We start from the raw sequence: 24130 nt of genomic DNA on the forward strand, positions 1-24130 counted from the left end.
GACGAGCCGGCAGCCCGGAGTCCGAACCACTGAGACCAGGCTGGAGTGGCGAAACCCCGCACGGGACCACCAACCCAGACAAAGAAAAACACCCCGGTCAGAGACCGGGGTGTTACCGATGAGTCGAGTCATCCGTGAAGGATGTCTCGACTCATCACAAAAAGTGGAGATGGGGGGAATTGAACCCCCGTCCGATGTCGTGTTGTCAGGGCTTCTCCGGGCGCAGTTCGCGTCGGATTTTCTCGGCCCCAGCTATCCTGCGAACAAGTAGCTGATCCGGGCCCAGTCATCTAAGAGTCCCGCTCGCCTCGATGACGAAGGCAAGCAGCAGTGGCTATCTAAATGACGCCAGGATCCGGGGCAATAGCAACCTCGGGCTGACGGACTGTCTTACTGCTTAGGCAGCAAGAGCGAAGTCAGTGCGCTTAGAATTGGCACTTATTGGTTTGCAGACAGCGTTTACGAGATAATTCTGCATCCTCGGCCCGCTTCACCTGTCGCGACTAACATCGTCGAAACCGATCATCCCCGTATTTTGTTATCAATCCCCGCAGACGAAGCCCGCCCTAAAGCGACCGCCTAAAACCTGCCGGGTTAATCATCATAACGCATCGCGGCGCCCGGACATTCCGGGACACACTTCGACTGCCGAACGTATCCGCCGAACTCAGCGGCGGTTGCGCTCACGCAGTTCCCTCAGGGATTCGCGCTTGTCCTGCTGCTCGCGCAAGGTCTGGCGCTTGTCGTAATCCTTCTTGCCTCGAGCCAAGGCAATCTCTACTTTGGCTCGTCCGTCCAGGAAGTACAGCTGGAGCGGCACTACTGTCAGCCCGGTCTCGCGGATCTTGCCGGAGATCTTGTTGAGCTCCTCGCGGTGGAGCAGCAGCTTCCGACGGCGGCGCGCCGCGTGGTTGGTCCAGCTCCCCTGGTTGTACTCAGGGATATGGATGCCCTCCATCCACAACTCGTCATTGTAGAAGGTGCAGAAGCCATCGACCATGGACGCATGGCCTTCACGCAGGGACTTTACTTCGGTTCCCATGAGGGCAATGCCGGCCTCATAGGTATCCAATATGTGGTAGTCATGCCGAGCCTTGCGATTGGTGGCCACTACCTTACGGCCACTTTCCTTGGGCACGGTAGAACTCCTTGGTTGTCGAAGAATCACACTAGTCTACGCCAGCAGAACCTTGTCGTGTGGGCTATAGAAGGTTCATCGGGTCAACAGCCTGCCCGTTCACCCAGGTTTCAAAGTGCACATGGCAGCCGGTGGAGTTACCCGTGGTACCCGAATATGCAATGAGCTGGCCTTGACTCACCTGCTGCCCGGAAGAAACCACCACGCTGGTGTTGTGGTAGTAAACCGTAGTCAGGGAATCTCCATTGATGACTCCGTGCGATATCTTGACACGGTTGCCACCACCATCGTTGCCCCAGCCTGCCGAAAACACGGTGCCGGCTGCGGCTGCGTATACGGGCGTTCCGCAAGGGGCACCGAAGTCGATGCCCGTGTGCATGTAACCGCCCTGGCCGTAGAAATCGATGGTTCCGGGCGGCGTCGCGCGCCAACCGAACCCTGAAGTGATGGGAATGTTCCCAGGTACCGGGTGGATCAAGCCGAAGTTGCCGCGCGGATTGCTCACCGGCGGGACGTAGGGCTGCGGGGCCTGGCCCTGCGCCTGGGCGGCGGCTGCAGCGGCTGCGGCCAGCCGCTGTTGTTCGGCCAACCATGCTTCGCGCAGCTTGCGGTCCCGCTCCGAGATTTCCGCGGCGACGGCGTCCTGCATCGACTTCACTTGCTGGAGCTGGGCCTGGATTCCGGGCTTGGCCGCTTGAAGTTGGGCGTTGAGACGGGTGGTGTCGGAGATGAGCTTGTCCACCTGTGCCTTCTTGGCAGCGGCGTCATCGCGGGCTACCTTTTCACGCTCAAGTGCCGCGTCCGCTTTCGCCTTGAGATCGCGGATTTCCTGCTCGACGGCGGCGAGCCGGGCCTGCGAGTTCACGTTCGTCGCGCTCTGCTGCGTCAGTTTCGTCATCGCGGCGTTCTGGCTGCGCATCGCCTGGTTGGCGAGGTCCATGGTTTCCGTGAGGTTGCCGCCGTCGTTCGATCCGAACAACAAGGCAACGTTCGTGGGAACGCCGCCGGATTTATATGCCTGCGCCGCGATCTGACCGATGAGCTTCTTGGTATCCGTAATCTTTTGCTTGTCGTTTTCCAGCTGCTGGGTGATCTGGGCTTTACTCTGCTGAGCCAGATCCACGCGCGCCGCCAGGGCATCAGCTTCCTTCACCGCAGTAGCAACCCTGCCCTGGGCTTCGAGAAGTGCCTGCTGCGCTCCCGGAAGCTGTCCTTGGTACACCACAAGGTCGCCAGCCGCCTTGGCGATATTGGCATCAACGAATTCCAGCGACTGCTGCACGCGCGCCGATTCCGCGTTGAGGGCGGCCTGTTGGTCATCGAGGTCATCCGCGTGTGCCACGGGCGCTGTTCCAAAACTCGCAGCCAGCACGATGGCAAGCACAGAGCCGGCAACCTTGGCACGGCCACTAACCATGCGCATCCGCATGGCAGCGTGGTACTTCCGGGGCATCGGCTGTCCTGTTCGCTCGGGATCAGTGCTCTTCATGGCTACACCTTGAGATATCGACGGAGGGTCAGGAGTGAAGAGATCCCGGCCAGGCCGCCGCCCAACGCTATCAGGACCGGAGCAATCACGAGTACCTGGGTCGAGGAAATAAACGGAGTGTTCAGGAACTGCTGCGACAAGTCTCCATTGAGCCAGAACTGGGCCACCAGCCACAGGGTGCCGGAGGCCAGGATTGCGCCCACGACGGCGGCGATGACGCCTTCGAGGATGAACGGCAGTTGGATGACGGTCTTCGATGCACCAACGAGGCGCATGATGCCTGTCTCCCGCCGCCTGCTGAACGCGGACAATCTGATGGTTGTGGTGATGAGCAGGACGGCGCAGAAGATCATGACTCCGGCGACCACCATTGCCGCCACGGAGGCGCCGTTCATCCACTCAAAGATTCGTTCAAGGACCTGGCGCTGGTCGCTCACGGTCTCCACCCCGGCCTGGGACGAGAATGTCTCGCTGATGATCTGGTACTTCTGGGGGTCCTTCATATTGATCCGGAAAGACGAAGGAAGCTGGTCCTGGGTTACCGAATCAACAATCGGAGAGTTGGAGAACTGTTCCTTGAAGTGTTTGAACGCATCGGCTTGTGACTCGAACTGGTAATCGTTGATGTACTGCTTGACCGCCGGCGAATCGAGCATCTTCGCGAGGTTGTCCTGCTGCTCTTTGGTGACAGCGCCCGAAGCGCATCCGGTCGATGTCGAGGAGTCGTTGCAGAGGAAGATGGCAACCTGGACTTTGTCGTACCAGTAACCCTTCATCTGGTTGATCTGCATCTGCAGCATGCCGGCCGCGCCGACGAAGGTGAGGGAGACAAAAGTCACCAGGACGACGGAAATCACCATGGACAGGTTCCGGCGCAGGCCGCTTCCGATCTCGCCCAGGATAAAAGCGAGCCTCACTGCTGGACCCCCTGCGCGCGGTCTATTTCCGCATCGCTCGCGTCCTTCATTCGCCGGGACTCTCCGACCACCGGAATCATCGAAGTGTAGAGGGCCTTTGCCTCATCACGGACCACGACTCCGTTCCGGAGCTCTACCACGCGCTTGCGCATCTCGTTCACAATGTCGTCGTCGTGCGTTGCCATGACCACAGTCGTGCCGTTCTGGTTGATCTTGTCGAGCACGCCCATGATGCCCATCGAAGTAATGGGGTCCAGGTTTCCGGTGGGTTCGTCAGCCAGCAGGATACCTGGGCGGTTGACCACGGCGCGGGCGATGGCCACGCGCTGCTGCTCACCACCGGACAATTCATGGGGCATGCGGCGTTCCTTGCCCTCAAGCCCGACAGTCTTCAGCACTTCCGGAACTGTCTCCCGGATGATGCTCCGGCTTTTGCCGATCACCTGCATGGCGAAGGCCACGTTGGCGAAGACATTCTTCTGCGGCAGCAAGCGGAAGTCCTGGAAAACGACGCCGATTCCACGGCGAAGCTTGGGGACCCGCCAGCTTGAAATGTTGGCTACGTTCTGGCCTGCGACGTAGACCGAACCGGATGTTGCCCGGTCTTCCTTCAGAATGAGTCGTAGAAACGTCGACTTGCCGGAGCCCGAGGCCCCGACGAGGAAGGTGAATTCTCCACGGTCAATCTCAAGGTTGACAGCATCCAGCGCCGGACGGGCATTGGGGTCGTAGACCTTGGTGACATTCTCAAATCGGATCATGACTCTTCAGAACCCCGCCGGACATGCCACGTTCGGCCAGTCCAACCGCCAGCGCACGGGCTTTCGTTGGGGGAAGTTGAGCGCCGGCTCTTCGACTATACGCACGCTCTGCGATGGAATCGCGGGCTTGGTACGGTGTGTCGCTCAATCAGCGCAGGCGCCGTTACCCTTCGGCGTTCCGGTTTCCCGTGCGCCAACGAATGCCCGCGTCGATGAAGTCGTCGATGTCGCCGTCGAACACCGCTGACGTGTTGCCCACTTCGTGTTCAGTCCGCAAATCCTTGACCATCTGGTACGGATTGAGCACGTACGAACGCATCTGGTCGCCCCACGATGCCTTCACGTCACCTGCGAATGCCTTCTTCTCAGCATCTTCCTGCTCCTTTTTCAGGAGGAGGAGCCGCGATTGCAGCACGCGCATTGCGGCTGCGCGGTTCTGCAGCTGGGACTTCTCATTCTGCATGGAGACGACGATCCCCGTGGGGATGTGGGTCAACCGTACTGCGGAGTCGGTCGTGTTGACGGATTGCCCGCCAGGACCGGAAGAACGGAAAACATCGACGCGGATCTCATTGTCCGGAATGTCGATCGAGTCGGTCTGCTCAATGAGCGGGATGACCTCGACGGCGGCAAAAGACGTTTGCCGGCGCCCTTGGTTGTCGAAGGGGCTGATGCGGACAAGCCGATGCGTCCCGGCTTCGACACTGAGGGTACCGAAAGCGTACGGCGCCTTGACCTCGAAAGTGGCCGATTTGAGGCCGGCCTCTTCGGCGTACGAGGTGTCCATCACGGTCGTCGGGTAGCCATGGCGTTCCGCCCAGCGCAAGTACATGCGCATGAGCATTTCGGCGAAGTCTGCCGCGTCAACACCGCCGGCGCCCGCACGAATCGTGACGACGGCTTCACGTTCGTCGTATTCGCCCGAGAGCAGGGTTACCACTTCAAGTTCCTTGAGGGCCTTGCGGATTGATTCGAGTTCCGTGGCGGCTTCGACCATGGAGTCGTCGTCGTCCTCGTCCTGGCCGAGTTCGACAAGAACCTCGAGATCGTCGATGCGGCCCGTCAGCCTGTTCAACCGTTCAAGTTCCGACTGCCGGTGGGACAACTTGGACGTAATGACCTGCGCGGAGGCTGGATCGTCCCAGAGATTCGGTTCACCAGCTTGCTCGCTCAGTTCTTCGATCTCTTCCTTGAGCTTCTCGACGTCGGAAACCTGTTCGATGGAGCGGTAGGTGGAGCGAAGCGCGCGGATTTCTGCGGGAAAGTCAATCTGAGCCATGGTTGTTCCAGAGTACGCCATCCGCTGGCGGCCTTGGCACGGGGCTGGACGTGTGACGCTTGGAATTCAGCGGGTCAGCCGGGAACGTGCGGTGGACCGCGCTTCGATCGGAACACCGCTGGGAAGCAGAAAGCTGACCACGGGCGGATGGGCAACCGCGCTCAGCACAACTTCGGCCGTGGTGCTGTCCGGACTACCAGTACCCGGTGCGACGGCAAGTTGATCGAACCGAGAATGGGCGCCGTTTTGGCTGAGGTATGACTCGGTAACGCTTCGCACCCGCCCGCTGTTCAGGATGGCCGAGGGCGTTTCACCGCTGCTGTCTACTTGGCCGAGGGAATAGCTGTCTGCGGCTGCCACCGAAGCTCCGTCGGCCATGGAGAGGAGCTTCTGTGTTCGATGTAGTTGGCGGAGGCCGCAGCAACGACCGTTGCCAGCAACAACGCGATCGCCACATAACCGATGCTCAAGACCATCAAATGACCGTCTTCTCCACCCGACTTACTGGACCGCATGCCCATGGGAAGGCCCCTCACCGGAACCGCCCGACGATTTGCGTGGCCGACGCACTCAGGTTCGCGGCGTCCAGTTTCAGGGCGTCTCCAAACGGCAGCATGGGCAACGGCACCGTGAGCCTGACGGTAACGGTGACCGCAGCACCGGCAGACCCGCAGTCGCTGCGGTCGCACGCGACGTCCAGGGCTGCCTGCTCCGCCGAATGGCCATAGTCGGCAAGGATCAGAAGGACAGCTTGTTCAGCGGCGACGCGCCCCTGGGCGGTGTCCTTCTGCATGACAAAGACCTTGGCCGCTTGGTCCGCTGCCCCCACGACGGCGAAGGAACCGCCCTGGATTTGTCCCATAGTGACGATGAAATAGACCACGGGAACCATGAGCAGGATGGACAGCAGGACGAATTCGACCACTGCGCTTCCCCGCTCGGAATCACATCCTGGGCCGTTAGATTTCCGGCTCTCCGCGAGTGGCAGGCCGGCCGCCTCCCGGAAGCGGGCGAGCACGGCACGGCCAGCATCAACCAGGAGTCGCAGCATGCCCCCTCACCTCCAGCGCGGCCCCAGGTCCTATCAGCCGTCCAGTCTGTCCTCAGAGGCAACTAGCGTGTAGTAGGCTCGCCCCACTCAACAGGGGGTGAACATGACTAACGACAACAGATTGAACCCACCGGTCCGAAAGACGGCGACCGGAAATGGACGATCGATCCGCGACTCACCAACGGCCGACACACTGGCTACTACTTGGTGTACAACGCCGAACGTGGCGCGTGGGAGCGCGAAGTCTGAACAGGAAGACCTCTCTTCGGAGGGGTCTTCTGTGGATGTTGTGCCTATGGATCCCGAAACACTTCGAATGATACTTTCCACCGGCGCTGGCATCCTTGGCGTGTTGCTCGGTGCGGGGGTCACGGGATGGATCAATCTCAAGAACGCCAAGGCGGCACGCGAGGCGGAGCGCGCGATGTGGGAACTCCGCAGCTCACACGACCGGGACGAGGCCCGACGTGAGGAGAAGAGAGACGTCTATGTCGCCTACAACACGGCCCTACACTCAATTACCACACTGATAGGTTATGGGCATCTTTCCGACCCCCGCCGACTGGACGAAGGACCCATCTTTGAGGTCCGACGAGCTATGTCTGAAGCATCTCAAACGATGAAGCTTCTTCCCGGTACGGAACTTGTAACCGCCTCAATGACGGCGGCAATGCAATCGCAGGCGGATCTTCTAACGCTCGTTGAAGAATCCCTTAATGAAGGTAGAGAACTCAGCGAAGAAGATTTTGCTGCCGCCTGTGATGATTTCCAGCGAAAGTCAGCGGTGACGACGCTGTTGATGAGGCGGAGCCTTGAAAAGAAGCTTCCCCCTGTGGAACCCACGATGGCATGGATACAAGAGGAGCAGAAGTAGAGCTTGTACGTTTGACCCATGGACTTCTGGATACCCCTACTTGGCGGCGCACTCGGGGCAGCAATCATTAACGGCGTCTTTGCCTATTTCAGGTCGAAGCACGACAAGCTGACCGAGCATGGACGATGGCTTAGAGATCAGCAAGCGACTGCCTACGCAGCCTTAATCGATTCAACCCGAGAGGCCTCACAGTGGGTTCTGTCCGCCTATAAAATCGAGTCCGAGCAAGAAAGACATGAGCAAGGGCTCGCAGTTTTAGCGTCCCTCAAAAGTGGTCACCTCGTCATGCTTGCGCCTGATGCCACGCTCAAGGCCGCTGACGACATGATCAACAACTTGTACGAATTTGCTCAAGAAGTCACCCTGAACGGCTACACCACAGGCTCACCTCAGTTGGTTGCCTTACACGAAGCCTTCGGAGCCAAGCAAATGGTGTTTAACGGGCGGTGCCGAGCTGACGTCCGCAGCCCAAAGTGAGTGTGGAAAGCTGGACATCAACTTGGGTAGGTAAATATCCTTGGTCAACCGGGTACGTCGCCTCGCTCGGAAGGATCGTCGTCGAGGACCGAACTCTTGTCTGGGTTGGATCCCAGCGCTGATCCGGACGGCAGGAGAGTCCACAGCTGCCACAGCACAAGTCCCGAAGCTGGCACGCCGCGGCGTCCGAGCTTTTTCATTCCCCAATTCATTTTTCCCCATTTCGCTGTGCAGGAGTCCGCTGTGGATTTCCGTGCAGTTTCTAGAATTGGCATTCAAGCGAATGCCAATGTGATGGACGTGAAAAGGCTTGTCGGCGATCGTCATCAGAAGCCAAGATCCAGCGCGGCCAAGCCCGGATAGACGGCGAAGATCACAGTGAGGGGCAGAACGCCGAAAACCAGAGGCACCACGCTAGCGCAACGTTTGTATTTATTGGATGCCGGGCTGCGGACACTAAAACGACGAACCCTCGCCAGTCGCAATGACTGACGAGGGCTCTAGTAGGAACAGCGTTTGCTCAGATTGTCGAAGTGTCGTACTCCACGACTTCACCCTGTTCAACCTGGGTTACGACGCGCGTCCTGTATCGTTTGCCTTCGGCTACGCCGTAATAGTTCTTGCCAGTCCACCATCCACGAAGTTCCTGAAGCGTGGTCAGCGTGCCATCAGCGTTTGAGACGATCTGCACGACTACCCAGTCCAGTTCGGTCACACTTTTCGGGTCAGGGACCACCGCGCTCGGGCGCACCTTCTCCACTGGCTTTTCTACAAGTGAATCAAACCCATTCAAAATGACTTCGCCGCTCATGTTTCCCCATCTGATCGTTCAAGGCTGACAAGCCCAACTGTATTGCGCGGGCAAAGCCTTCAGCGGGTGATCGTCGCCAGCGTGTCCGTCTGAGCATTCCGCGAGCCGACCTGATCGCGTGCCTAAACCTTGAGCCATTCTTCGAGCGGTGAGTCATCTTCGGGGCCGCCAAAACGACGGGCGTTCGAGTGTGCTATTGCGATTCCAACCGTACTCAGATCTGCGGCACTCATCGCGGACTTGTCCCAAACATCACACAGATTTTGAATAGCTGGAAAGCCAGTGCTCATCTCATTCACAAACTCGCTCTGCTGAAGATAGTTCCCATCGCGGAGCTTACGAAGCTCATATTCTTCGTTGTCTGTAAGGACAGTGCCTTCGACAAAAATCTCCGCTTCCTGCGCGGCCCGTTTAAGTGAGGAGTCCCGTTGACACGGCTTGAAAACTCTCTCATCGTTCCAAAAGTTTGTCAGAAGGCCCGGAATGACTTCCTCTGAGACTCCCTGGCTGAACAGTTGCCCGTAGGTCCGCATTGCTAGGTGCCAGATGGAGGTTCCCGAAATGCCGATAGTGAGGCAGCCCGCATAGCTCAGATGCTCTATGTGGGACCGCGAAGTCGGGATGTCGGTCAACAGAGGACCTATCACCCTTGACCACAAAGTGGACAGATGCGCCGGTTCCGTCACTGTCGGCTCGTATGTGCGTGTCAACGTCCAAATCAAGCTCAGTATGTCGACCTGGGCGTGAGTCAGTTTCGGAAGAGTTGCGATGGCCTCATTGAGAACGACCTTGGTGAAACTGTTGGGTTCCGTTCGGCAACGAAGCACCAAAAGATCCGCAAGAGCATCCCCCAACTGATCGTCGCCGGAACGGGCAAAGTCGCGCTGAGCCGAGAAAAGTGAATGCTGAATATCTGGATCCATGAGGGCGGCCAGCAGAGCGGGTGATACTTTCGAAAGCTTCATCAAGAATTTCTCGGACCACTCTTCACAGCGTTCCGCTGCCACGGAACGAGCCAGACCCGCCATCTCAAGCGCGTTAGCCTTGTATACATCCTGCGCAATGCCCCGCGGGTCAGCTATCGAAACACCGCTTTGGTGAAAATGGACGACTTCGGCCTGGAAATTTGTTGAGTTGTCTCCGCCCTGCTGGCGCTGCTGAAGTGCCAAGGTCAGTCCTTGTTCTTGTACGTGATATCGCGGCCCGCCTGGAGGTTGACGGACCCGACTCCGCCCGATTGTTTCTGCACGAGACGACGCTTGCCCTGCTCCGATTTGTCGCTTCCAAAGAAGGACCAAAGGAGCATTGCCGCACCGAGTAGGCTCATGGCCGCTGCGACCCACATCGGCCAGTCCCACAATCGGGCTGGGTCGGTTTGGGCTGCAAACACTCCCCATCCGACCCCGATTGTTATTCCGCTACCAAGAAAGACGCCACCAGCCTGCGACAGGCGATCCCCAATATTTCCCATTTGTCGATCATACGATGAGGCCCGCCCACGTCCCCGACTGTGCCAGCGCTATCGACAGCAGGGCGAAATCTCCACTGTGATGCTCAGAACACCACTTTTTCGCACTCCAAGCACCACTTGAGTCCCCCCTACCCCGATTTTAGTCTCTTACACACCAAAAGACTCCCACCTTGCTCTCATTGGGCGGGAGTCTCTTGGTGATGGCGCTGGCGGTTTCATCGGCCCCGAGAAAGGCAGGTGCCTCGCCGCCATGGGCTGCTCAGGCCCGCTTATTGAAAAGCCGGAGCAGTGACCTTTACGTCAAACCTTCCTCCCGTGAAGCCGTCGCGGCCTTGTTGCCCTTGCGTCGTGCTACAGGCTCGGCCTGGACTTCCGCAGCGGCGGCGTGACCCTGCTCCTGCTCCACGAGCCAGCTTGGCTTTGCCTCGCCGGGGACAAAAACCTCGTCCAACCCCGTTTCCGGGTGCTTGGCGTGTATGTAGTCCTCCACGATGGGCTGGGCCGTGTAGGGGCTGTCAGCGAACGTGAGCGGCGTTGCACGGCGGTTGTTACTCAGAACCATTTCAAACCCCTAACGGTATTGAAGCGCCCAAGCTGGCAGGGTCTCGCCTGGCATGAACACGACTGGATGCCCATTAGGATCGGTCAAGTTCATGATCCTGAGGGCGTCCGTTCGCGGAGTGGGCACGAATGGAACGTTCGTCGGGAGACGCGCGTCCTCGGCACCTTGCCAGAACGGGAACGTATCCGGATTGATCCATTGAATCGTCGGCACATTGGGCCGGGATGTCGCAACCGGCCCAATAATGCCTTCGGAGAGCCCCATTTTTTATGCCGCCCCGGTGAGGTAACGGTAAACCGCGAAAGCGCTGGATCGCGCTGGCTGAATATCGCCCCGCCAGGTTGCGACAATGCCGATTTGACCAAGCTCGGCGTAACGCTCCTGCAATACCTGCACCGAAATATCGAGCCGCTGCTCCACGAGCAATTCCGTGAAATCGCCAAGGAAAACATCTGCCGCAGTTGTCAGCGTGCCCTGGGTCATACCCTGCTGGGCTTGCTTCGAAACGTAGAACGGCAGACCCGCGTCAGCGTCACCGGGGAACGTATCTTGCGCGACCATCATTGCGCCGGGACCAAGCGGGGCCGGAACGCGCAATTGCTGGTTCGTGGTGTCCAGAAGCTTCGAATATGCCTGAGCCAGTTTCGGGGGCCAGATAATGGCGTTCGGGTTTTCGTTCCCGTTGGCCACCTGCCAGTAAAGATCCAGAAGCTGGGAGTACTGGGTCAAATCCGTTCCGTTTGTTGCGCCGCCGCCAAGGACGTTCGCCGGAAGGCTCGCATTCAGCGCCGCAAGAATTCCACGCGGGATGGGCGGGGTCGCCAAGTTGATTGACCCAGCACCGCTAGTAATCCCGCCGTAGAGGGCAACGAGGTCGATTTTGAGAGCAATGGCCTTCGCAATCGAATTGGCCACCAACGAGTCGGCGTTGGGCGCGTCGGCGAAGAATTCCGTGGAACCGACAACCAGCGCATTCAATGACTTTGCGGTCAATTGGACCTGATCGAACGTCGTATCACTCGCCGTAATTGCGCTGCCTTCCGAACGGAAAGCCGCAGTCGCGTCGCCGGTCAGCCGTCCGATATTGAGCGTGACGGCATCCATCGGGACGACATTTGCACCAGCTTTCAGAACCGCACTGTAGTTGCGGGCGAGGTCGATAATTTCTGTGGCCCAAACTACCGGCACAATGGCGGACGTGCCGGACGTTGAAAGCGAACGCACCATCTGGGACATGCCGCCGAATTGTGCGGTTGCCATTTCTTCCCGTGCACGGTCATGCTAACGCGCCTCGGCCACAACTGGATGGGAGCCGAAGGACTCGCCACGACGGATTGCAGCGGGGGTGTTGTCCTGACTACGGATGAACTTGTCACCGGACATTGCAAGACGCGAACTGCTGGACTCGTTGCGGGTAAATCCCCCATTACGTCCCATTGAATAGTCGCCGTCGCCGGGACTGGGCGCGCGGTTGGCGTTTTGCAGCGCATCGATTTCAGTGTCAAGCAAGGCTTGCTCTTTGCGCTTGGCTTGAATCTCGTTTGCGGATGCGTCGATGTCCCCTTGACGGATTCTGCCTAGTTCGTCGGCCAGGGCGTTGCGACGCTCTAGTTTCTGGGCAATGGAATCCTGAATGCTTCTGGTCATTTTGGTGGCTCCTAAAGCCTAATGCGGGCCTTTCGCCCGGATGGAATGGCGCAGCCAAATGGCGCGTCTTACTTTTCCAACCAAAGGCGAAGTCTGGCGGTCCTGCACTAGCTTTGCGATAGGCTGCGGCTTTCACCGGAGACCCCATCGGGAGCTATAGACCATTCTACCGGAGACCGGCCCATTCCCGCTGAATAGCCTCCTGTTCGCGTTCAATTTCGGCCCGGCGAGCATCGGCCTCTTCGTCCATTCGTTGCCGGTAAGCCGGATACTCGGGGGAATCGTGATCGGGTACCCGAATGGAAACCTCGGACAGCGCGGCGACCTTTTCGTCCAGGGCCTGTTCCCTTTTCAATAGCCGGATACGGGCCTCGCTGTTCGCAATGTCGGCGTCAACCGAACCCAACTCGGTTTTCACGGAAAGCGTCCGGTCAAGTACATCGGCCTTGTTCATTCGGCCAAGGTCAGCCAGCGCATCCCCAAGTGCACTGCGCCGCGCCTTTTTTGCGACTAGCTGCTACCGCTCTCGGGCGATCAATTCTCGAATCGTGGTCATTTTAATCTCCTAATTAGTCTTGACGCGTAAACGTCAGTTATTTCTCGAACCGGGTATGAGTTCCCCAAGTGGATGGGTCGTCACGGTCTCCGTGCCCATTCCACGTCCGGGGCAAGGGAGCGGGGTAGGAATCAGGACCGAGGGTGCCGAATGGTCCACCGAACTCAGCGTCAATCTCCGCCTGGGCAGCTGCTATCTCATCCTCAGCACTCCGCGACCCCGAAATGCGCGCCGGGGCCAGAATCGCCCTGAGTTCAGCCATGGCTTGGGTGATAAGCCGGTAATGCGCCGGGGCCATATGCACGCGCCCGTCAGCGATCACCTTGTCAACGATTCTCGCCGCTGACATCGCCTGAGATTCAAGGCGTGCGCATTCCTTCGTCCAGATGCCAGCCCGCACGGCCAGCGCGTCAATTTCAGCCTCAACAGCGGACTCCGTGGACTCGGGCGCGGGTCCGCGCTCAACCACGGGCGGATCATCAGCCGGGAACGCCGGGAACGGCGCACTGACAACCGCAGGCCCTGGTCTCGCCGGGACAAACGGCATGCCGTCCACCTTCGCCCGGCGACGGCGCTGCGCCTCGGAATGGCCCGCACGGCAAGTCTCACAGCGGCAGTTGTGATGCCGGTAGCCGCTCGCGCCGTGCTTGAATGCATCGCTCATTTTGGCGTGGCGAGGTTGAAGGGTGCGGCCGGGCACGGGAAACCTAACAGGGATCGGGCTTGGGGGTCTGGTTTGTAATAAACCCGTCCATTATCCGTGCCTATTGCGTGTTTATCCAGGTGACATGTAGTTTGCTCTCAGATATCCGTGCTTGGGGGAACGGTCTTTTGGGGATCCCGCACACTTCCTCTTCGTGAAAGTTGTCCCGTGGGTTCTCGTTCCTCGTTGTTGTTGCGTGCTCTTTGTGGTTTGTCGGTTGTTGCCGGGCTTCTGACGGCGCCGGGCGCGGCGTGGGCCGGCTCAGCGCCGCCAGCCGCTGTCGACACTGGAATTATCGGTCCGATCACGGAGAGCACGGCCAAGGCCAAAGCGGCCCAGACCAGCGCCGATGTCGTGGTTGATTCCCTCACCACCCCGACCGAGCAGACGGTCGCGCACCCCGACGGGACCTTCACCCGGACGGTGACCACCGGGCCAGTCCGAATGCAAACGGCCGGTGGCTGGCAGGACATTTCGACCGATCTGGTTTCCGTGACCGAGAACGGGCGGCCGGTCCTCAAACCCAAGATGGCCCCGGTCAATGTCAGCCTTGGACGCGGCGGGACCGCTGAGATGGCAAGCGTCGACGACAAACAAGGGCACGCTGTCAAGCAGTCCTGGCCCTTCGGCCCGCTGCCCGAGCCGGTCGTCCAAGGCAACACCGCCACCTACCCCGCGGTGCTGCCGGGAGTGGACCTGATCCAGGTTACCCACAAGACCGGCGTCTCGCAGGTCCTGAAAATTGCCACCGCAGAGGCCGCCAGGGATCCCAGGGTGGTACAGATGCGCATTCTCCTGGACGCGCAGAACGTCACCGTCCAGAACGAAACCGGCGGCGGGCTGGCAGCCAAGGGTAAGGACACGGGCAACACGGAACTGCGCACGGCCGCAGGCCAGTGGTGGGACTCCTCCCAGACCGGTGCCTCCGCCACAGACCCGGGAGGCCCTGGGATCACCCGGCCCTTTTCCCTGAGCCTGGGCACCGAAAACGGGAAGCAGACCCAGGTCTTCGGCATGAGCGAAATCCTGCACACCCCGAAGATGGTCTTCCCCCTCTACATAGACCCGGACTGGTCGACGACCAGGGCTTCGTACCTGTACGTCGACAGCGCCTACCCGGGCACGTCGTATTGGAACGGCCAGTACACGGACTCCACGGTGCACGTCGGGTACCTACCGCCGTCGTGGGCTCCGGACGGTGTTTCGCACACTACGCGCGGGTATTACCAGTTCAGCACCACGCCCATGTCTGGGAAGGTCATTCTCGCGGCGCGGATGAACGCGACCGAGACCTGGTCATCTTCGTGCACCGCGACGCCGGTGGATGCGTGGGTGACCGGCGGCATCAGCCCGGGCACGACGTGGAACGCCCAGCCCGGCCTGGTGGCCAAGACGGATTCCAGGACCGTGGCAATGGGGTACAACTCGGGGTGCCCTGCCGGGACCGTGGGCTTTGACCTGTCATCAATCAAGGCCACCCTGCAACAGGTGGGGCAATGGACGGTGTCCCTGCGGGCCGGCAACGAGGGCGACCCGTTGGGCTGGAAGCGGTTCAACAACGACGCCTCGGTCATCGTCACCTACGACACGCCGCCTACAACACCGTATATCTGGACGATAACCCATGCGCAGTGGACCGGGACCCCGTTCGCTTCCACGTATGTGACAAGGGACCGGCAGCCGATTTACACGGTTGGTGCCAGCGACCCCGACGGCGACGCTGGCGGCCCAATTCAGGTGTGGATGACCGTGTTCAACAGCTCCGGGCAATCCATGTTCAGCACAACGACCCCCGTAACAGTGCCCGGATCCGGCGGATACCCGTCCTGGCAAGGCGGAGTGCTTCCCGACGGGAAGTACCAGTTGCAGGCCCAAGCCGTGGACCAGCAAGGCCAGGCCTCCGGGACCATGCAGTTCTACTTCACGGTGGATACGACGGCGCCTGCGCCGCCGGCGATCGCACCGCCGTCTGCCTTTGATTCCGCTGGTAAGGATCCGAACGGCACCATCGGCGCGACCGCGTACGACTTCACGTTGAACAACAACGGCCCCTACGCGGCGAAGGGCTTCGTGTACGCGGTCACGAACGCGGCGACCACCCCGACCTTCCCGGGGATCGTAACCTGCGGTACCCGGTTCGGTGAGTTCGTGGTGGCCTGCCCCGATGGCGGCCGGACCAAGACCATCACAATCGGCGCGATTGACACGCAAACCAAATTGACCGTATGGTCCTTCGACTACGCCGGGAACGTCAACCAGCAAGTCAACAGCACCCCGGTCTCCTACACCTTCAACGTGACCAAGACCGCCACGGACCCCACGACCGTGCTGACCGCAACGCCACAGGGCGGGGCCTCCTGGGTGGACATCGCCACGAACGCCCACGCCCCCGCACCCACCGGGTCCTGCCAGGGAAGCGTGGACCCGTCCTCGGTCCCGGAAACCAGCAAGGCCCTGCAGCTCACCGCCGCCGGACAGTACGCCAACACCGTCTCGGCCGCGGTCGACACCGCCCAAAGCTACAGTGTCTCGGGCTGGTTCTGCCCCACGACACCGGCCGGCGGCGGTGTCCAGTCTTTGATCAGGCAAATGGCCGGCACCGGCTCCCCGGGCGGCGCCCTGCGTCTGAGCACCGACGGATTCGCTGAGTTTTCCACCTGGTCCGCAGTCAATGGCGGCGGACAGGAAACTGTCCGGCGCGGGTCCCAACCACTTGCGGCCAATGTCTGGAATTTCGTTTCCGCGGTCTATGACAAGGTCAACCGGCAGTTGCGCATCACGGTCACCACGGACGGCTCCACCGGCAGCTGGACCGCGGCCACGTCGGCGGCGGCCGCTCTGCCGGCACCGTCCACCCAGCCCGTGCTGCTCGGGGCAGCCGGTCCCAATGGGTTTGCCCAGTTCACGGGCCAGATCCTGAACCCAGTGATGACCCAAGGGGTCCTGACCGCGATCCAGTTCGCCAACGTGCAAAACAACTTCACCAGCACCGACACGGGAGTCCTGAAATGAGCAAAATCCTCATGCGTACCCCCAAGTCTGTTGTTCTTGCCGTCGCCGCCGCCGTGGTCACCGCCACGGCGGGGTTGTTCGCGATCACCATCGACCACTCCACGGGGTGGACACCGCACCTGCCCGATCCCGTAGCGGCGGTCCAGGTCAGCCCCTGGACCGCGAGCGGCCAGGATCCCGCGGTTGTGCGACCGTTCCTGGACGGGACCAATCCGGCATCCGTTCACGGGACGGTCACCGGCACCGGACCCGCGACGGTCACCGGAGCACCCGCCCGAACGTCCGATGCCGGGGCGGGGTTGAGCGTCAAACCCGCGAGTTTCACGGGCAGGACGCCACTGGCCGCACCGGTCCAGGGCAACGACAAGGGCTCCGGTGACTTCACGGGGCTGCCCGGGGCGTCCTCCGGGACGTGGGGGGTCACGGGCCAGACCGGCGGCTTCACCTGGAGCTACCCCTTCACCGCGCGGAAGGCCCCGGCCGGCCCGACACCTTCGCTGGCTCTGGCCTATGACTCTTCCATGGTGGACGGGCTGACGAGCTCGACGAACAACCAGGCCTCCGTCGTCGGGGACGGCTGGTCCCTCGCCGGTGCCGGGTCGATCCGGCAGAAATTCGCCGCCTGCATGGACCAGGGCGTGTCCGGCTCCTATGACCTGTGCGGGGCTATGGGCGGCCAGCAGTTCAGCATCTCCTTCGGCGGCCGCTCCGGGCAGGTCATCAAAGACGCCGCCACCGGAACATACAAGCTGCAAAACGATGACAACACCCGCATCGAATACCTGACCGCCGCCGGTTCCAACGGCACCTTCGACGGCGGCTACTGGAAACTGACCGACACCGCCGGCACCCAGTACTTCTTCGGCCGCAACCACCTGCCCGGTTGGGCCCCCGGGAACGCCAGCACCAACTCCGCGGACACGGTCCCGGTCGGGGCGGCCACCCCGTCCCAGCCCTGCGCCGCCGGAAGCTTCGCCGCATCCTTGTGCCAGCAGGCCTACGCCTGGAACCTGGACTACGTCGTGGACATCCAGGGCAACTCCCAGGCGTTCTACTACACCCAGGACTCCAACACCTATTCTTCCCAGGCCGGCACCGGCGCCCTGAAGAGCTATATCCGCTCCAGCCGCCTGGCGCGCGTCGATTACGGCATGCGCGCTGGCACCGAACTGAACAATCCCTCCCCGCTGCGCATCGAGTTCGCGTACACGCCCCGCTGCACCGGGGTCGACTGCACCAAGGGCAACGACGTCCCCACCACCTTCGCCTGCGCACCGACCGGTCCCTGCACGGTCTACTCGCCAACCTTCTACGGCGACCAGCGACTGCTGACCGTCACCACCCGCACCGCCACGAGCCCCACCGCGTACCAGAACGTGGACGTCTGGAACCTGCACCACTCCATGCCGGACCCCGGCGACGGAACGAAACCGGCCCTGTGGCTGGGCTCCGTGGACCACCAGGGAGCCAACACTGCCACCGGCACCGGCGGAATAGTCTCGGATCCGGGCGTGGTCTTCTCCGGTCAGACCCTGCAGAACCGGGTCTGGGTCGTCGACGGCCTCGCACCCCTGGACCGCTACCGGATCTCCTCGATCAAGACCGTCACCGGCGCCTCGATCGCCGTCACCTACCAGGGCGCCGAATGCACCCAGAGCAACCTCCCCGCCGCGCCTGAAACGAACACGAAGCGCTGCTTCCCGCAATGGTGGGCCCCGACCACACCGATCGCCCAGCCTGCCCGGATGGACTACTTCCACATCTACCCGGTCGCGTCCGTCTCCACTAACGCCGGGCCGGGCGCTACTGGCAGCCTGGACATGCTCACCCGCTACGAATACCAAGGCACCCCGGCCTGGAAATACGCCGGCCCCGCCTATGTGACAGGCACGGGCGGCTCCCAGCTGACCTGGTCCGTGCTCGCCGGATGGGGCAAGCTCAAAACCATCACCGGCAACGCCGCCGCCGGACAGAACCCCTCCACGATCACCACGTACCTGCGCGGCCTGGACGGAACCCCCTCCAACGGCAGCGGAGGAAAGGTTTCCGCGTCCGTGACCGCCTCCGACGGCACCACCATCACCGATTCCCCCTGGCTTGCCGGGGCCGCGGTCGAAACCCAGAAATTCCTGGGCGAGGCCGGTACGCAGCTAAGCACCACGATCAGCACCCCTTGGTCCTCGGCGCCGACCGCGACAGGGTCTGCCGGAACCGGCGCCGCCCAGGCCCGCCACACCGGCGGGGATGGTCAAGACCATCCTGGCCAGCAGCACCGGAACAGGCACCCGCACCACCACATCGACCAGCACTTTCGATGCGCTGGGCCGGACCACGGTCGTCTCCAATTCGGGCGAGGCGGGCGGAACGCCGGGCAGCTGCACCGTCACGGCATTCGCCGACAACACCGGCACGAACCTCCTGGCACTGCCGGCAACAAGTACCACCTACGCCGGGCCCTGCACCGGGAACGGGGCACCGGCCGGGAACATCATCACCGCCGGAGCCACCCTCTACGACGCCTCCACCGCAGCCACCCCCGGCACCCCGGGCTACCAGGCACCGACCCTGGGCAACCCGGCCCGCACCGACACGGCCACCGCGGTCAACGGCACGACCGTCACGACCTGGAAGACCGGACCCACCTTGGGCTATGACAGCCTGGGCAGGACCGTGTCCTCCACGGACAACACCACCGGCACCGCCCGCACCAGCTCCATCGCCTACACCCCGGCGACCGGGCTGCCCACCACGGTGACCACCACCAACCCGCTGGGCTGGACCACCACCACCGCCTTTGAAACCATCCGGGGCAACAAGACCACCAGCACGGACGAGAACGGGAACGTCACCAGCTACCAGTACGACGCCTCAGGACGGGTCACCGGCGTGTGGGACCCCATGCGCCCGCAGGCCACCAACCCGGTCCCGACCCAGGCAACCGCCTACACGATCTCCCAGACCGCGCCGTCATCGATCATGCGCACGTCCATCAACGGCATCGGCGAAGCGGTCTCCAGCTACGAGATCTACGACGGTCTGGGACGGATCCGGCAAACCCAGAAGCCCTCACCGGGTGGTGGCACAATCGCAACGGACACCTTCTACAACACCACTGGTGCAACACGGCTGGTCAACAACGACTATTACTACGCCACCAACCCCGGATCCACCCTTATGATCCCCAACGTGGCCGTGCCGTCCTCCACGCAGTACGACTACGACGGCGCGGGGCGTATCACCACGAACACAGCGCTGGCCTGGGACAACCAGACGCTCTGGGCCACCAACATCAGCTACATCGGCGCCGACACCACGACGACCACCGGTCCCGGGAATGAATCCGCCGCCAGAACCATCGTAAACGCAGCCGGCAAGACCGTCTCCCAGTTGCTGTACCACGGCACCACCCCCACGGGCACACCGGACACCACCGGCTACAGCTACGACGCCCTCGGCCGGATGACCACCATGAAGGACACCGCCGGCAACCAATGGACTTGGACCCTGGACCCCGCCGGACGGCAAACCTCCGCCACCGACCCGGACACCGGGACCACGGCGACCAGCTACGATCCCTCAGGGCGCATCGCGATGACAACGGATGCCGCCGGGACCCTCACAAGCTACAGCTACGACGTCCTGGACCGGGCCATCAGCACCAGCGTCACCCCGCAGGGCGGCACCGCCCACACCCTGGTCACGAGCACCTTCGACGGTGAAAAGAAGGGCCAGCTCAGCACCACAACCCGGAACAACGGACCCAACTACGACCAGCCCGTCACCACCGCCGTCTCCGGCTACAACGCCGCTTACCTGCCCAAAACCACCACCGTCACCCTGCCCGCAGGACTGACCGGATACGCCGGAACCTACACCACCTCAAGCTTCTACACCAAGACCGGCAACCTCAGCGCCCAGACCAGCCCCGCGATCGGCGGGCTCGCCGCGGAAACCATCTATCCCTTCTACGACTCCTTCGAGAACCCCTCGGCTGTCAAAGACGCGGCAGGGAATTTCCTGGTCGGCTCCACCCAGTACGGGCACCTGAACCAGATCGCCACCTACCAGCAATTCGACCGCAACAACAACAGCATGACCCTGGACACCACCGGCGTGAACCAGGTCTACTTCAGCTGGGACGCGACCACCGGGCGTCTGGCCAACCAGTCCGCAACCAACATCGCCAAGGGCGTCACCTCAGACCTGGGCACCACCAACTACACCTACACCCCGGCGGGGAAGCTCAGCGCCCGGGAGGTGTCCTACCCGTCCCGGCCCGGGGCCCCGGATGACTATCAGTGCTACGGCTACGACTATGCTTCCCGGCTCGCCGCGGTGTGGACCGCGGCGGCGAAGAACTGCAACACGGCACCGACCCCGGCGTCGACGTCGGTCACCGGGCTCGGAGGCCCGGCACCCTACGCCCAGACCTACACCTACACAGCTGCGGGGGACCGGTCCCAGGTCAAACGCTTCGACGCCACCGGGAACCTCGCCGCCACCGAAAACTACACCTACCCTGCCGCGGGGCAGCCCGGTCCGCACCGGCTCCAATCCCTGACCAGCACGCCCGCCACCGGGACAGCCACCACCAGCACGTTCTCCTGGGACGCGGCGGGGCGGATGAGCGGCCGTGCCGGGGAAACCCTGAGCTACACCGCGGACGGGAAGCTCGCGACCACCACCGGTGCGTCCACCCTGCCGGTGAACCCGAACCCCTCCGCCACCGCCGGCACCCCGCCCGCACCCGTGACGGGAGCGGGCAGTACCGGGACCAGGTACTACGACGCCGGCGGGACCCTCGTCGGGCTCACCGACGGCACCGGAACCACCATCACTATCGGCTCCATCACGGCGCACTCGACCCCGGCCGGGGTGAAGACCGCCACCAAGACCTACAGTTTCGCAGGCAAAACCATCGGCCAACGTACCGCCGCCGCAGGTGCGGTGAAGCTCGCCTTCATCCTCAGCGACGGGGTCGATACCGCCCAGACGATTGTGCAGCCCACGTCCGGGGCGACACTGGTCACGGCCCAGACCCGCTACACGGATCCGATGGGTCTTGCCCGGGGCGCGACCCAATCCGCAGTAGGTTCCGGCGCGTACGCGACCGCGCCTGCCGGAACCAACGGTGTGGGGTCCAACGCGGCCAACCCTGCCGGGTACGGCGCGCCCAACGGGTACATCGGCGGGCTCGCCGACACGATCAGCACCCTCACCCACCTCGGCGCCCGCGACCTGGACCCCGTGCTGGGGGTCTTCACCAGCCCGGACCCCCTCCTGGATCCAACCGAACCGAACAAATACAGCCCCTACGCGTACTCGGGCCAGGACCCCGTCAACCACAGCGACCCGTCAGGACTCGACTACGGCATCGACGACGCCATAGGTATTGGGGTAATCATGGGAGTCGGCCTCATTGGCGAGTGGCTCGCGACACAAGTCCACCTACCCCCGATCCAGTTGCCTACGCAGTGGCCTTGGGAACAGCACAGCTCATCCGGAACATCATCGGCAGCAGAGGCAAGCTCCAGCTACCCGGCGATACCCGCGTCTGCGGACAGCACCATCTCCTTTGACAGGCCAATGGTCACCGCGACCGGCCCCGACGAAGGCTACGTCGCCGAATACCCGCAGGCCACAGGAACATTCTTCCCCGCTATCCCCCAGAGGCCCTCGTCAACCAACGACCATGGTGCCCGGAACGACGGGGCAGCCTTGGCAGCCGCAAACGCCATCATGCACGCAGCCAGCCAAGCGGCCACGCAAGCGATCGGCAACCAAAACCAGGCACGGAATGCCCTCGGCCAATTCACCTCCGGTTCCGGTGGCGAGAGTGCGGATGCTGCAAACGGGCGCAGAGCCCATGAAGCATATGGGCTAACGCTGGGAGATGAGGGCTACGTCTTTAACAGAGCGAAGATTCCGGGGAGCCAGCTTCGTCCAGATGCGATCAATCCAGACCTTAGGATTGTCCGAGAGCTCAAACCCAACAATGCCAAGGCAATTGCGGAAGGATGGCGACAAGTGCGGAAGTACCAACAGCTCCTGCAAGATGCGACCGGTGAAGCCTGGCAAGCATTCGTGGATACGTACGAAAAATGACGCCAACTGAACTCCAGCGCATCATCCGGGAGACAGTCCAGGCAGAAGGCTTCAGCAGACACGGCAAGGGCTGGATTCTCCTCGGTACCGACGCCGCATGGCTCTTGGCGCTCGACACCCGTCATAGTCACCGATACTCAATTGAGGTTGGCATAGATCTGTACCCGCTCAGCGGCACGGTTCGGCCAAAGAGCATAAATTTCTGTCACATCCTGACAGGTCTAGAACAGATGAAGTCAGCAACCGGGGTTGGCACATACGAGGTGCGGCAGGCCTTCAGCTTGGACTTCGACATGGACGATGAATCACGCCATATGGAAGTCCGGCGCATTCTGACCGCACTGACGGATTACGCGCACGGTCATCCGGATGTGAATTCTCTACGGCAAAGCCATGCGGCTGGGGAACTACGTCCATCCATCATGCTTCGTGAGGCGCGAACAATTCTGGAAGGACCCCTCCGGGGAAATGAGTAGTCTGGGCTGTCACGGCACAGAAGACCAACGGGCCTCGTAAGTCGATCTTCCTTTAGGTGATCGGGCTCTGCACGGATCACAATTCCGAAAGAACCCCTAGGTGTGTGGGCGAGTTTCTTTCCGGTGGTCTGGCGTCTGCAAGCGGCAAGGCACTCAGGTGACATCTGGCATGCCTAGGCCCAATTGCCTAAGCAGGCGTTCCATTGTTTCTTCCACGAAAACGTCTTCTGGTTCATCGACCTTGTCGGGGGCCACAAATTCACGCACATCGTCCGAGGAAATAGTCCTACCCAGTGCACTATGTGCCCAAGCGGCCAGGCCTGAGGCTTCGGCCTCGATATCTACCCACGGATTGGCCTTCGGATCCTCAAAGTAGTCCCTTGGCTGAAGCCGCAGGTAAAAGCGCCCTGACCCGATGGTTGCCGGCCTGTAATCTACCACAGCGAAATCGCTGTCATGGATTTCAAAGGCTATGTATGGATGAGTCTGGCGATCACGATCCCATGCATCATTCTTGACGTAGCGTTCCCATTCTCCATTCGAGTAGACGAGCGTTTCGAAGTTTCCCATGGGCAACACTGTACTTGCGGGAATTCGCTAAGCCACACCGAGAGGGCCTGGTACTCGTAGAGCTGTCCCTAGGTGACAAGTGGCGGATCGGTTGTCCAAAGAAGGTCGTTTCCTCTTCGTAAGAGGTGACCCTTGAGGTCCTAGGTTTGCGTCCCGGGGTCTCTAAGGGTTATCTCTGAACCAGAACGGCGCGGATCCCCCTCCCGCAAACGCCCGATTTTGAGAAAGCAT

23 protein-coding genes, 1 other RNA gene and 1 pseudogene are annotated in these 24130 nt (G+C 61.6%); 6 read left to right on the top strand and 19 right to left on the bottom strand.

Annotation, left to right across the window (positions count from 1 at the left end):
• Nucleotides 1-161: 161 nt before the first annotated feature.
• The 8 genes from ssrA to ACFVTG_RS06940 all read right to left on the bottom strand — a co-directional run bounded on the left by ssrA (nucleotide 162) and on the right by ACFVTG_RS06940 (nucleotide 6635).
• Nucleotides 162-530: a transfer-messenger RNA gene (gene ssrA / locus ACFVTG_RS06905) on the bottom strand.
• A 137-nt stretch (nucleotides 531-667) separates the two neighbouring features.
• A complete protein-coding gene (gene smpB, locus ACFVTG_RS06910) occupies nucleotides 668-1138 on the bottom strand; it encodes an SsrA-binding protein SmpB (RefSeq protein WP_028264808.1) in 471 nt (156 codons plus the stop codon).
• Between the two features lie 64 nt (nucleotides 1139-1202).
• Entirely contained in the window at nucleotides 1203-2627 is a 1425-nt protein-coding gene (locus ACFVTG_RS06915; protein ID WP_390279117.1) for a peptidoglycan DD-metalloendopeptidase family protein, read from the bottom strand.
• A 2-nt stretch (nucleotides 2628-2629) separates the two neighbouring features.
• Nucleotides 2630-3544 carry a permease-like cell division protein FtsX gene (gene ftsX, locus ACFVTG_RS06920; protein WP_390279119.1) on the bottom strand — a complete coding sequence of 305 codons (915 nt, stop codon included), beginning with the start codon at nucleotides 3542-3544 and terminating at the stop codon, nucleotides 2630-2632.
• A complete protein-coding gene (gene ftsE, locus ACFVTG_RS06925; RefSeq protein WP_284751282.1) occupies nucleotides 3541-4305 on the bottom strand; it encodes a cell division ATP-binding protein FtsE in 765 nt (254 codons plus the stop codon). Before ftsE ends, ftsX begins: the two co-directional genes overlap by 4 nt.
• 163 nt (nucleotides 4306-4468) lie before the next feature.
• Nucleotides 4469-5584: a peptide chain release factor 2 gene (gene prfB / locus ACFVTG_RS06930; protein ID WP_284751283.1), complete on the bottom strand. Its 1116-nt coding sequence runs from the start codon at nucleotides 5582-5584 to the stop codon at nucleotides 4469-4471.
• A gap of 66 nt (nucleotides 5585-5650) precedes the next feature.
• Nucleotides 5651-5962 (bottom strand): hypothetical protein, encoded by a 312-nt coding sequence (locus ACFVTG_RS06935; protein ID WP_390279122.1) that lies wholly within the window; start codon nucleotides 5960-5962, stop codon nucleotides 5651-5653.
• Between the two features lie 154 nt (nucleotides 5963-6116).
• Nucleotides 6117-6635, bottom strand: coding sequence for a hypothetical protein (locus ACFVTG_RS06940; protein WP_390279124.1), 519 nt, complete (start codon nucleotides 6633-6635; stop codon nucleotides 6117-6119).
• 103 nt (nucleotides 6636-6738) lie between these two features.
• Here ACFVTG_RS06940 and ACFVTG_RS06945 point away from each other — a divergent pair, with 103 nt between their 5' ends.
• The gene (locus ACFVTG_RS06945; RefSeq protein ID WP_390279126.1) at nucleotides 6739-7509 is read left to right on the top strand and encodes a hypothetical protein; all 771 of its coding nucleotides are present in this window, start codon (nucleotides 6739-6741) and stop codon (nucleotides 7507-7509) included.
• Between the two features lie 18 nt (nucleotides 7510-7527).
• Entirely contained in the window at nucleotides 7528-7986 is a 459-nt protein-coding gene (locus ACFVTG_RS06950) for a hypothetical protein (protein WP_390279128.1), read from the top strand.
• A 44-nt stretch (nucleotides 7987-8030) separates the two neighbouring features.
• Here ACFVTG_RS06950 and ACFVTG_RS06955 read toward each other — a convergent pair whose 3' ends face one another.
• The 10 genes and pseudogenes from ACFVTG_RS06955 to ACFVTG_RS07000 form a co-directional block, all read right to left on the bottom strand.
• On the bottom strand, nucleotides 8031-8186 hold the full coding sequence (locus ACFVTG_RS06955) for a hypothetical protein (protein WP_390279130.1): 156 nt from the start codon (nucleotides 8184-8186) through the stop codon (nucleotides 8031-8033).
• A 126-nt stretch (nucleotides 8187-8312) separates the two neighbouring features.
• Nucleotides 8313-8414: pseudogene (locus ACFVTG_RS06960) on the bottom strand (type II secretion system protein F); the annotation flags it as partial.
• Between the two features lie 92 nt (nucleotides 8415-8506).
• On the bottom strand, nucleotides 8507-8797 hold the full coding sequence (locus ACFVTG_RS06965) for a hypothetical protein (protein WP_390279132.1): 291 nt from the start codon (nucleotides 8795-8797) through the stop codon (nucleotides 8507-8509).
• A gap of 122 nt (nucleotides 8798-8919) precedes the next feature.
• The gene (locus ACFVTG_RS06970) at nucleotides 8920-9966 is read right to left on the bottom strand and encodes an LPO_1073/Vpar_1526 family protein (protein ID WP_390279134.1); all 1047 of its coding nucleotides are present in this window, start codon (nucleotides 9964-9966) and stop codon (nucleotides 8920-8922) included.
• A gap of 2 nt (nucleotides 9967-9968) precedes the next feature.
• A complete protein-coding gene (locus ACFVTG_RS06975; protein WP_390279136.1) occupies nucleotides 9969-10187 on the bottom strand; it encodes a hypothetical protein in 219 nt (72 codons plus the stop codon).
• A gap of 376 nt (nucleotides 10188-10563) precedes the next feature.
• Nucleotides 10564-10830 carry a hypothetical protein gene (locus ACFVTG_RS06980; protein ID WP_390279138.1) on the bottom strand — a complete coding sequence of 89 codons (267 nt, stop codon included), beginning with the start codon at nucleotides 10828-10830 and terminating at the stop codon, nucleotides 10564-10566.
• Between the two features lie 267 nt (nucleotides 10831-11097).
• Complete coding sequence (locus ACFVTG_RS06985) at nucleotides 11098-12090, bottom strand: phage major capsid protein (protein ID WP_390279140.1); 993 nt, start codon at nucleotides 12088-12090, stop codon at nucleotides 11098-11100.
• A gap of 21 nt (nucleotides 12091-12111) precedes the next feature.
• Nucleotides 12112-12477: a hypothetical protein gene (locus ACFVTG_RS06990; RefSeq protein WP_390279141.1), complete on the bottom strand. Its 366-nt coding sequence runs from the start codon at nucleotides 12475-12477 to the stop codon at nucleotides 12112-12114.
• Between the two features lie 166 nt (nucleotides 12478-12643).
• Nucleotides 12644-12931: a hypothetical protein gene (locus tag ACFVTG_RS06995; RefSeq protein WP_390279143.1), complete on the bottom strand. Its 288-nt coding sequence runs from the start codon at nucleotides 12929-12931 to the stop codon at nucleotides 12644-12646.
• Between the two features lie 139 nt (nucleotides 12932-13070).
• A complete protein-coding gene (locus ACFVTG_RS07000; protein WP_390279144.1) occupies nucleotides 13071-13697 on the bottom strand; it encodes a hypothetical protein in 627 nt (208 codons plus the stop codon).
• 207 nt (nucleotides 13698-13904) lie between these two features.
• Here ACFVTG_RS07000 and ACFVTG_RS07005 point away from each other — a divergent pair, with 207 nt between their 5' ends.
• The 4 genes from ACFVTG_RS07005 to ACFVTG_RS07020 all read left to right on the top strand — a co-directional run bounded on the left by ACFVTG_RS07005 (nucleotide 13905) and on the right by ACFVTG_RS07020 (nucleotide 23329).
• On the top strand, nucleotides 13905-16748 hold the full coding sequence (locus tag ACFVTG_RS07005) for a hypothetical protein (protein ID WP_390279146.1): 2844 nt from the start codon (nucleotides 13905-13907) through the stop codon (nucleotides 16746-16748).
• Nucleotides 16745-19402: a hypothetical protein gene (locus ACFVTG_RS07010; protein WP_390279148.1), complete on the top strand. Its 2658-nt coding sequence runs from the start codon at nucleotides 16745-16747 to the stop codon at nucleotides 19400-19402. The genes ACFVTG_RS07005 and ACFVTG_RS07010 overlap by 4 nt, the downstream gene beginning before the upstream one ends.
• Nucleotides 19403-19499: 97 nt before the next feature.
• Nucleotides 19500-22853 carry an RHS repeat-associated core domain-containing protein gene (locus tag ACFVTG_RS07015; RefSeq protein ID WP_390279346.1) on the top strand — a complete coding sequence of 1118 codons (3354 nt, stop codon included), beginning with the start codon at nucleotides 19500-19502 and terminating at the stop codon, nucleotides 22851-22853.
• Nucleotides 22850-23329, top strand: coding sequence for a hypothetical protein (locus tag ACFVTG_RS07020; RefSeq protein WP_390279150.1), 480 nt, complete (start codon nucleotides 22850-22852; stop codon nucleotides 23327-23329). Before ACFVTG_RS07015 ends, ACFVTG_RS07020 begins: the two co-directional genes overlap by 4 nt.
• 153 nt (nucleotides 23330-23482) lie before the next feature.
• Here the strand turns inward: ACFVTG_RS07020 and ACFVTG_RS07025 are convergent, their stop codons facing one another.
• Nucleotides 23483-23899: a hypothetical protein gene (locus ACFVTG_RS07025; protein WP_390279152.1), complete on the bottom strand. Its 417-nt coding sequence runs from the start codon at nucleotides 23897-23899 to the stop codon at nucleotides 23483-23485.
• Nucleotides 23900-24130: the final 231 nt, after the last annotated feature.

The sequence above is a fragment of the Arthrobacter sp. NPDC058127 genome, from assembly GCF_042884555.1.
In the GTDB taxonomy this organism is placed as follows: Bacteria; Actinomycetota; Actinomycetes; order Actinomycetales; family Micrococcaceae; genus Arthrobacter.

What these genes read in the sequence shown, in the direction of transcription:
- ACFVTG_RS06915 (WP_390279117.1), bottom strand. Translation starts at nt 2,627, where the DNA reads ATGAAGAGCACTGATCCCGAGCGAACAGGACAGCCGATGCCCCGGAAG.
- ftsE (WP_284751282.1), bottom strand. Translation starts at nt 4,305, where the DNA reads ATGATCCGATTTGAGAATGTCACCAAGGTCTACGACCCCAATGCCCGT.
- prfB (WP_284751283.1), bottom strand. Translation starts at nt 5,584, where the DNA reads ATGGCTCAGATTGACTTTCCCGCAGAAATCCGCGCGCTTCGCTCCACC.
- ACFVTG_RS06935 (WP_390279122.1), bottom strand. Translation starts at nt 5,962, where the DNA reads ATGGCCGACGGAGCTTCGGTGGCAGCCGCAGACAGCTATTCCCTCGGC.
- ACFVTG_RS06940 (WP_390279124.1), bottom strand. Translation starts at nt 6,635, where the DNA reads ATGCTGCGACTCCTGGTTGATGCTGGCCGTGCCGTGCTCGCCCGCTTC.
- ACFVTG_RS06945 (WP_390279126.1), top strand. Translation starts at nt 6,739, where the DNA reads ATGACTAACGACAACAGATTGAACCCACCGGTCCGAAAGACGGCGACC.
- ACFVTG_RS06950 (WP_390279128.1), top strand. Translation starts at nt 7,528, where the DNA reads ATGGACTTCTGGATACCCCTACTTGGCGGCGCACTCGGGGCAGCAATC.
- ACFVTG_RS06955 (WP_390279130.1), bottom strand. Translation starts at nt 8,186, where the DNA reads ATGAAAAAGCTCGGACGCCGCGGCGTGCCAGCTTCGGGACTTGTGCTG.
- ACFVTG_RS06965 (WP_390279132.1), bottom strand. Translation starts at nt 8,797, where the DNA reads ATGAGCGGCGAAGTCATTTTGAATGGGTTTGATTCACTTGTAGAAAAG.
- ACFVTG_RS06980 (WP_390279138.1), bottom strand. Translation starts at nt 10,830, where the DNA reads ATGGTTCTGAGTAACAACCGCCGTGCAACGCCGCTCACGTTCGCTGAC.
- ACFVTG_RS06985 (WP_390279140.1), bottom strand. Translation starts at nt 12,090, where the DNA reads ATGGCAACCGCACAATTCGGCGGCATGTCCCAGATGGTGCGTTCGCTT.
- ACFVTG_RS06990 (WP_390279141.1), bottom strand. Translation starts at nt 12,477, where the DNA reads ATGACCAGAAGCATTCAGGATTCCATTGCCCAGAAACTAGAGCGTCGC.
- ACFVTG_RS06995 (WP_390279143.1), bottom strand. Translation starts at nt 12,931, where the DNA reads ATGAACAAGGCCGATGTACTTGACCGGACGCTTTCCGTGAAAACCGAG.
- ACFVTG_RS07000 (WP_390279144.1), bottom strand. Translation starts at nt 13,697, where the DNA reads ATGAGCGATGCATTCAAGCACGGCGCGAGCGGCTACCGGCATCACAAC.
- ACFVTG_RS07010 (WP_390279148.1), top strand. Translation starts at nt 16,745, where the DNA reads ATGAGCAAAATCCTCATGCGTACCCCCAAGTCTGTTGTTCTTGCCGTC.
- ACFVTG_RS07020 (WP_390279150.1), top strand. Translation starts at nt 22,850, where the DNA reads ATGACGCCAACTGAACTCCAGCGCATCATCCGGGAGACAGTCCAGGCA.
- ACFVTG_RS07025 (WP_390279152.1), bottom strand. Translation starts at nt 23,899, where the DNA reads ATGGGAAACTTCGAAACGCTCGTCTACTCGAATGGAGAATGGGAACGC.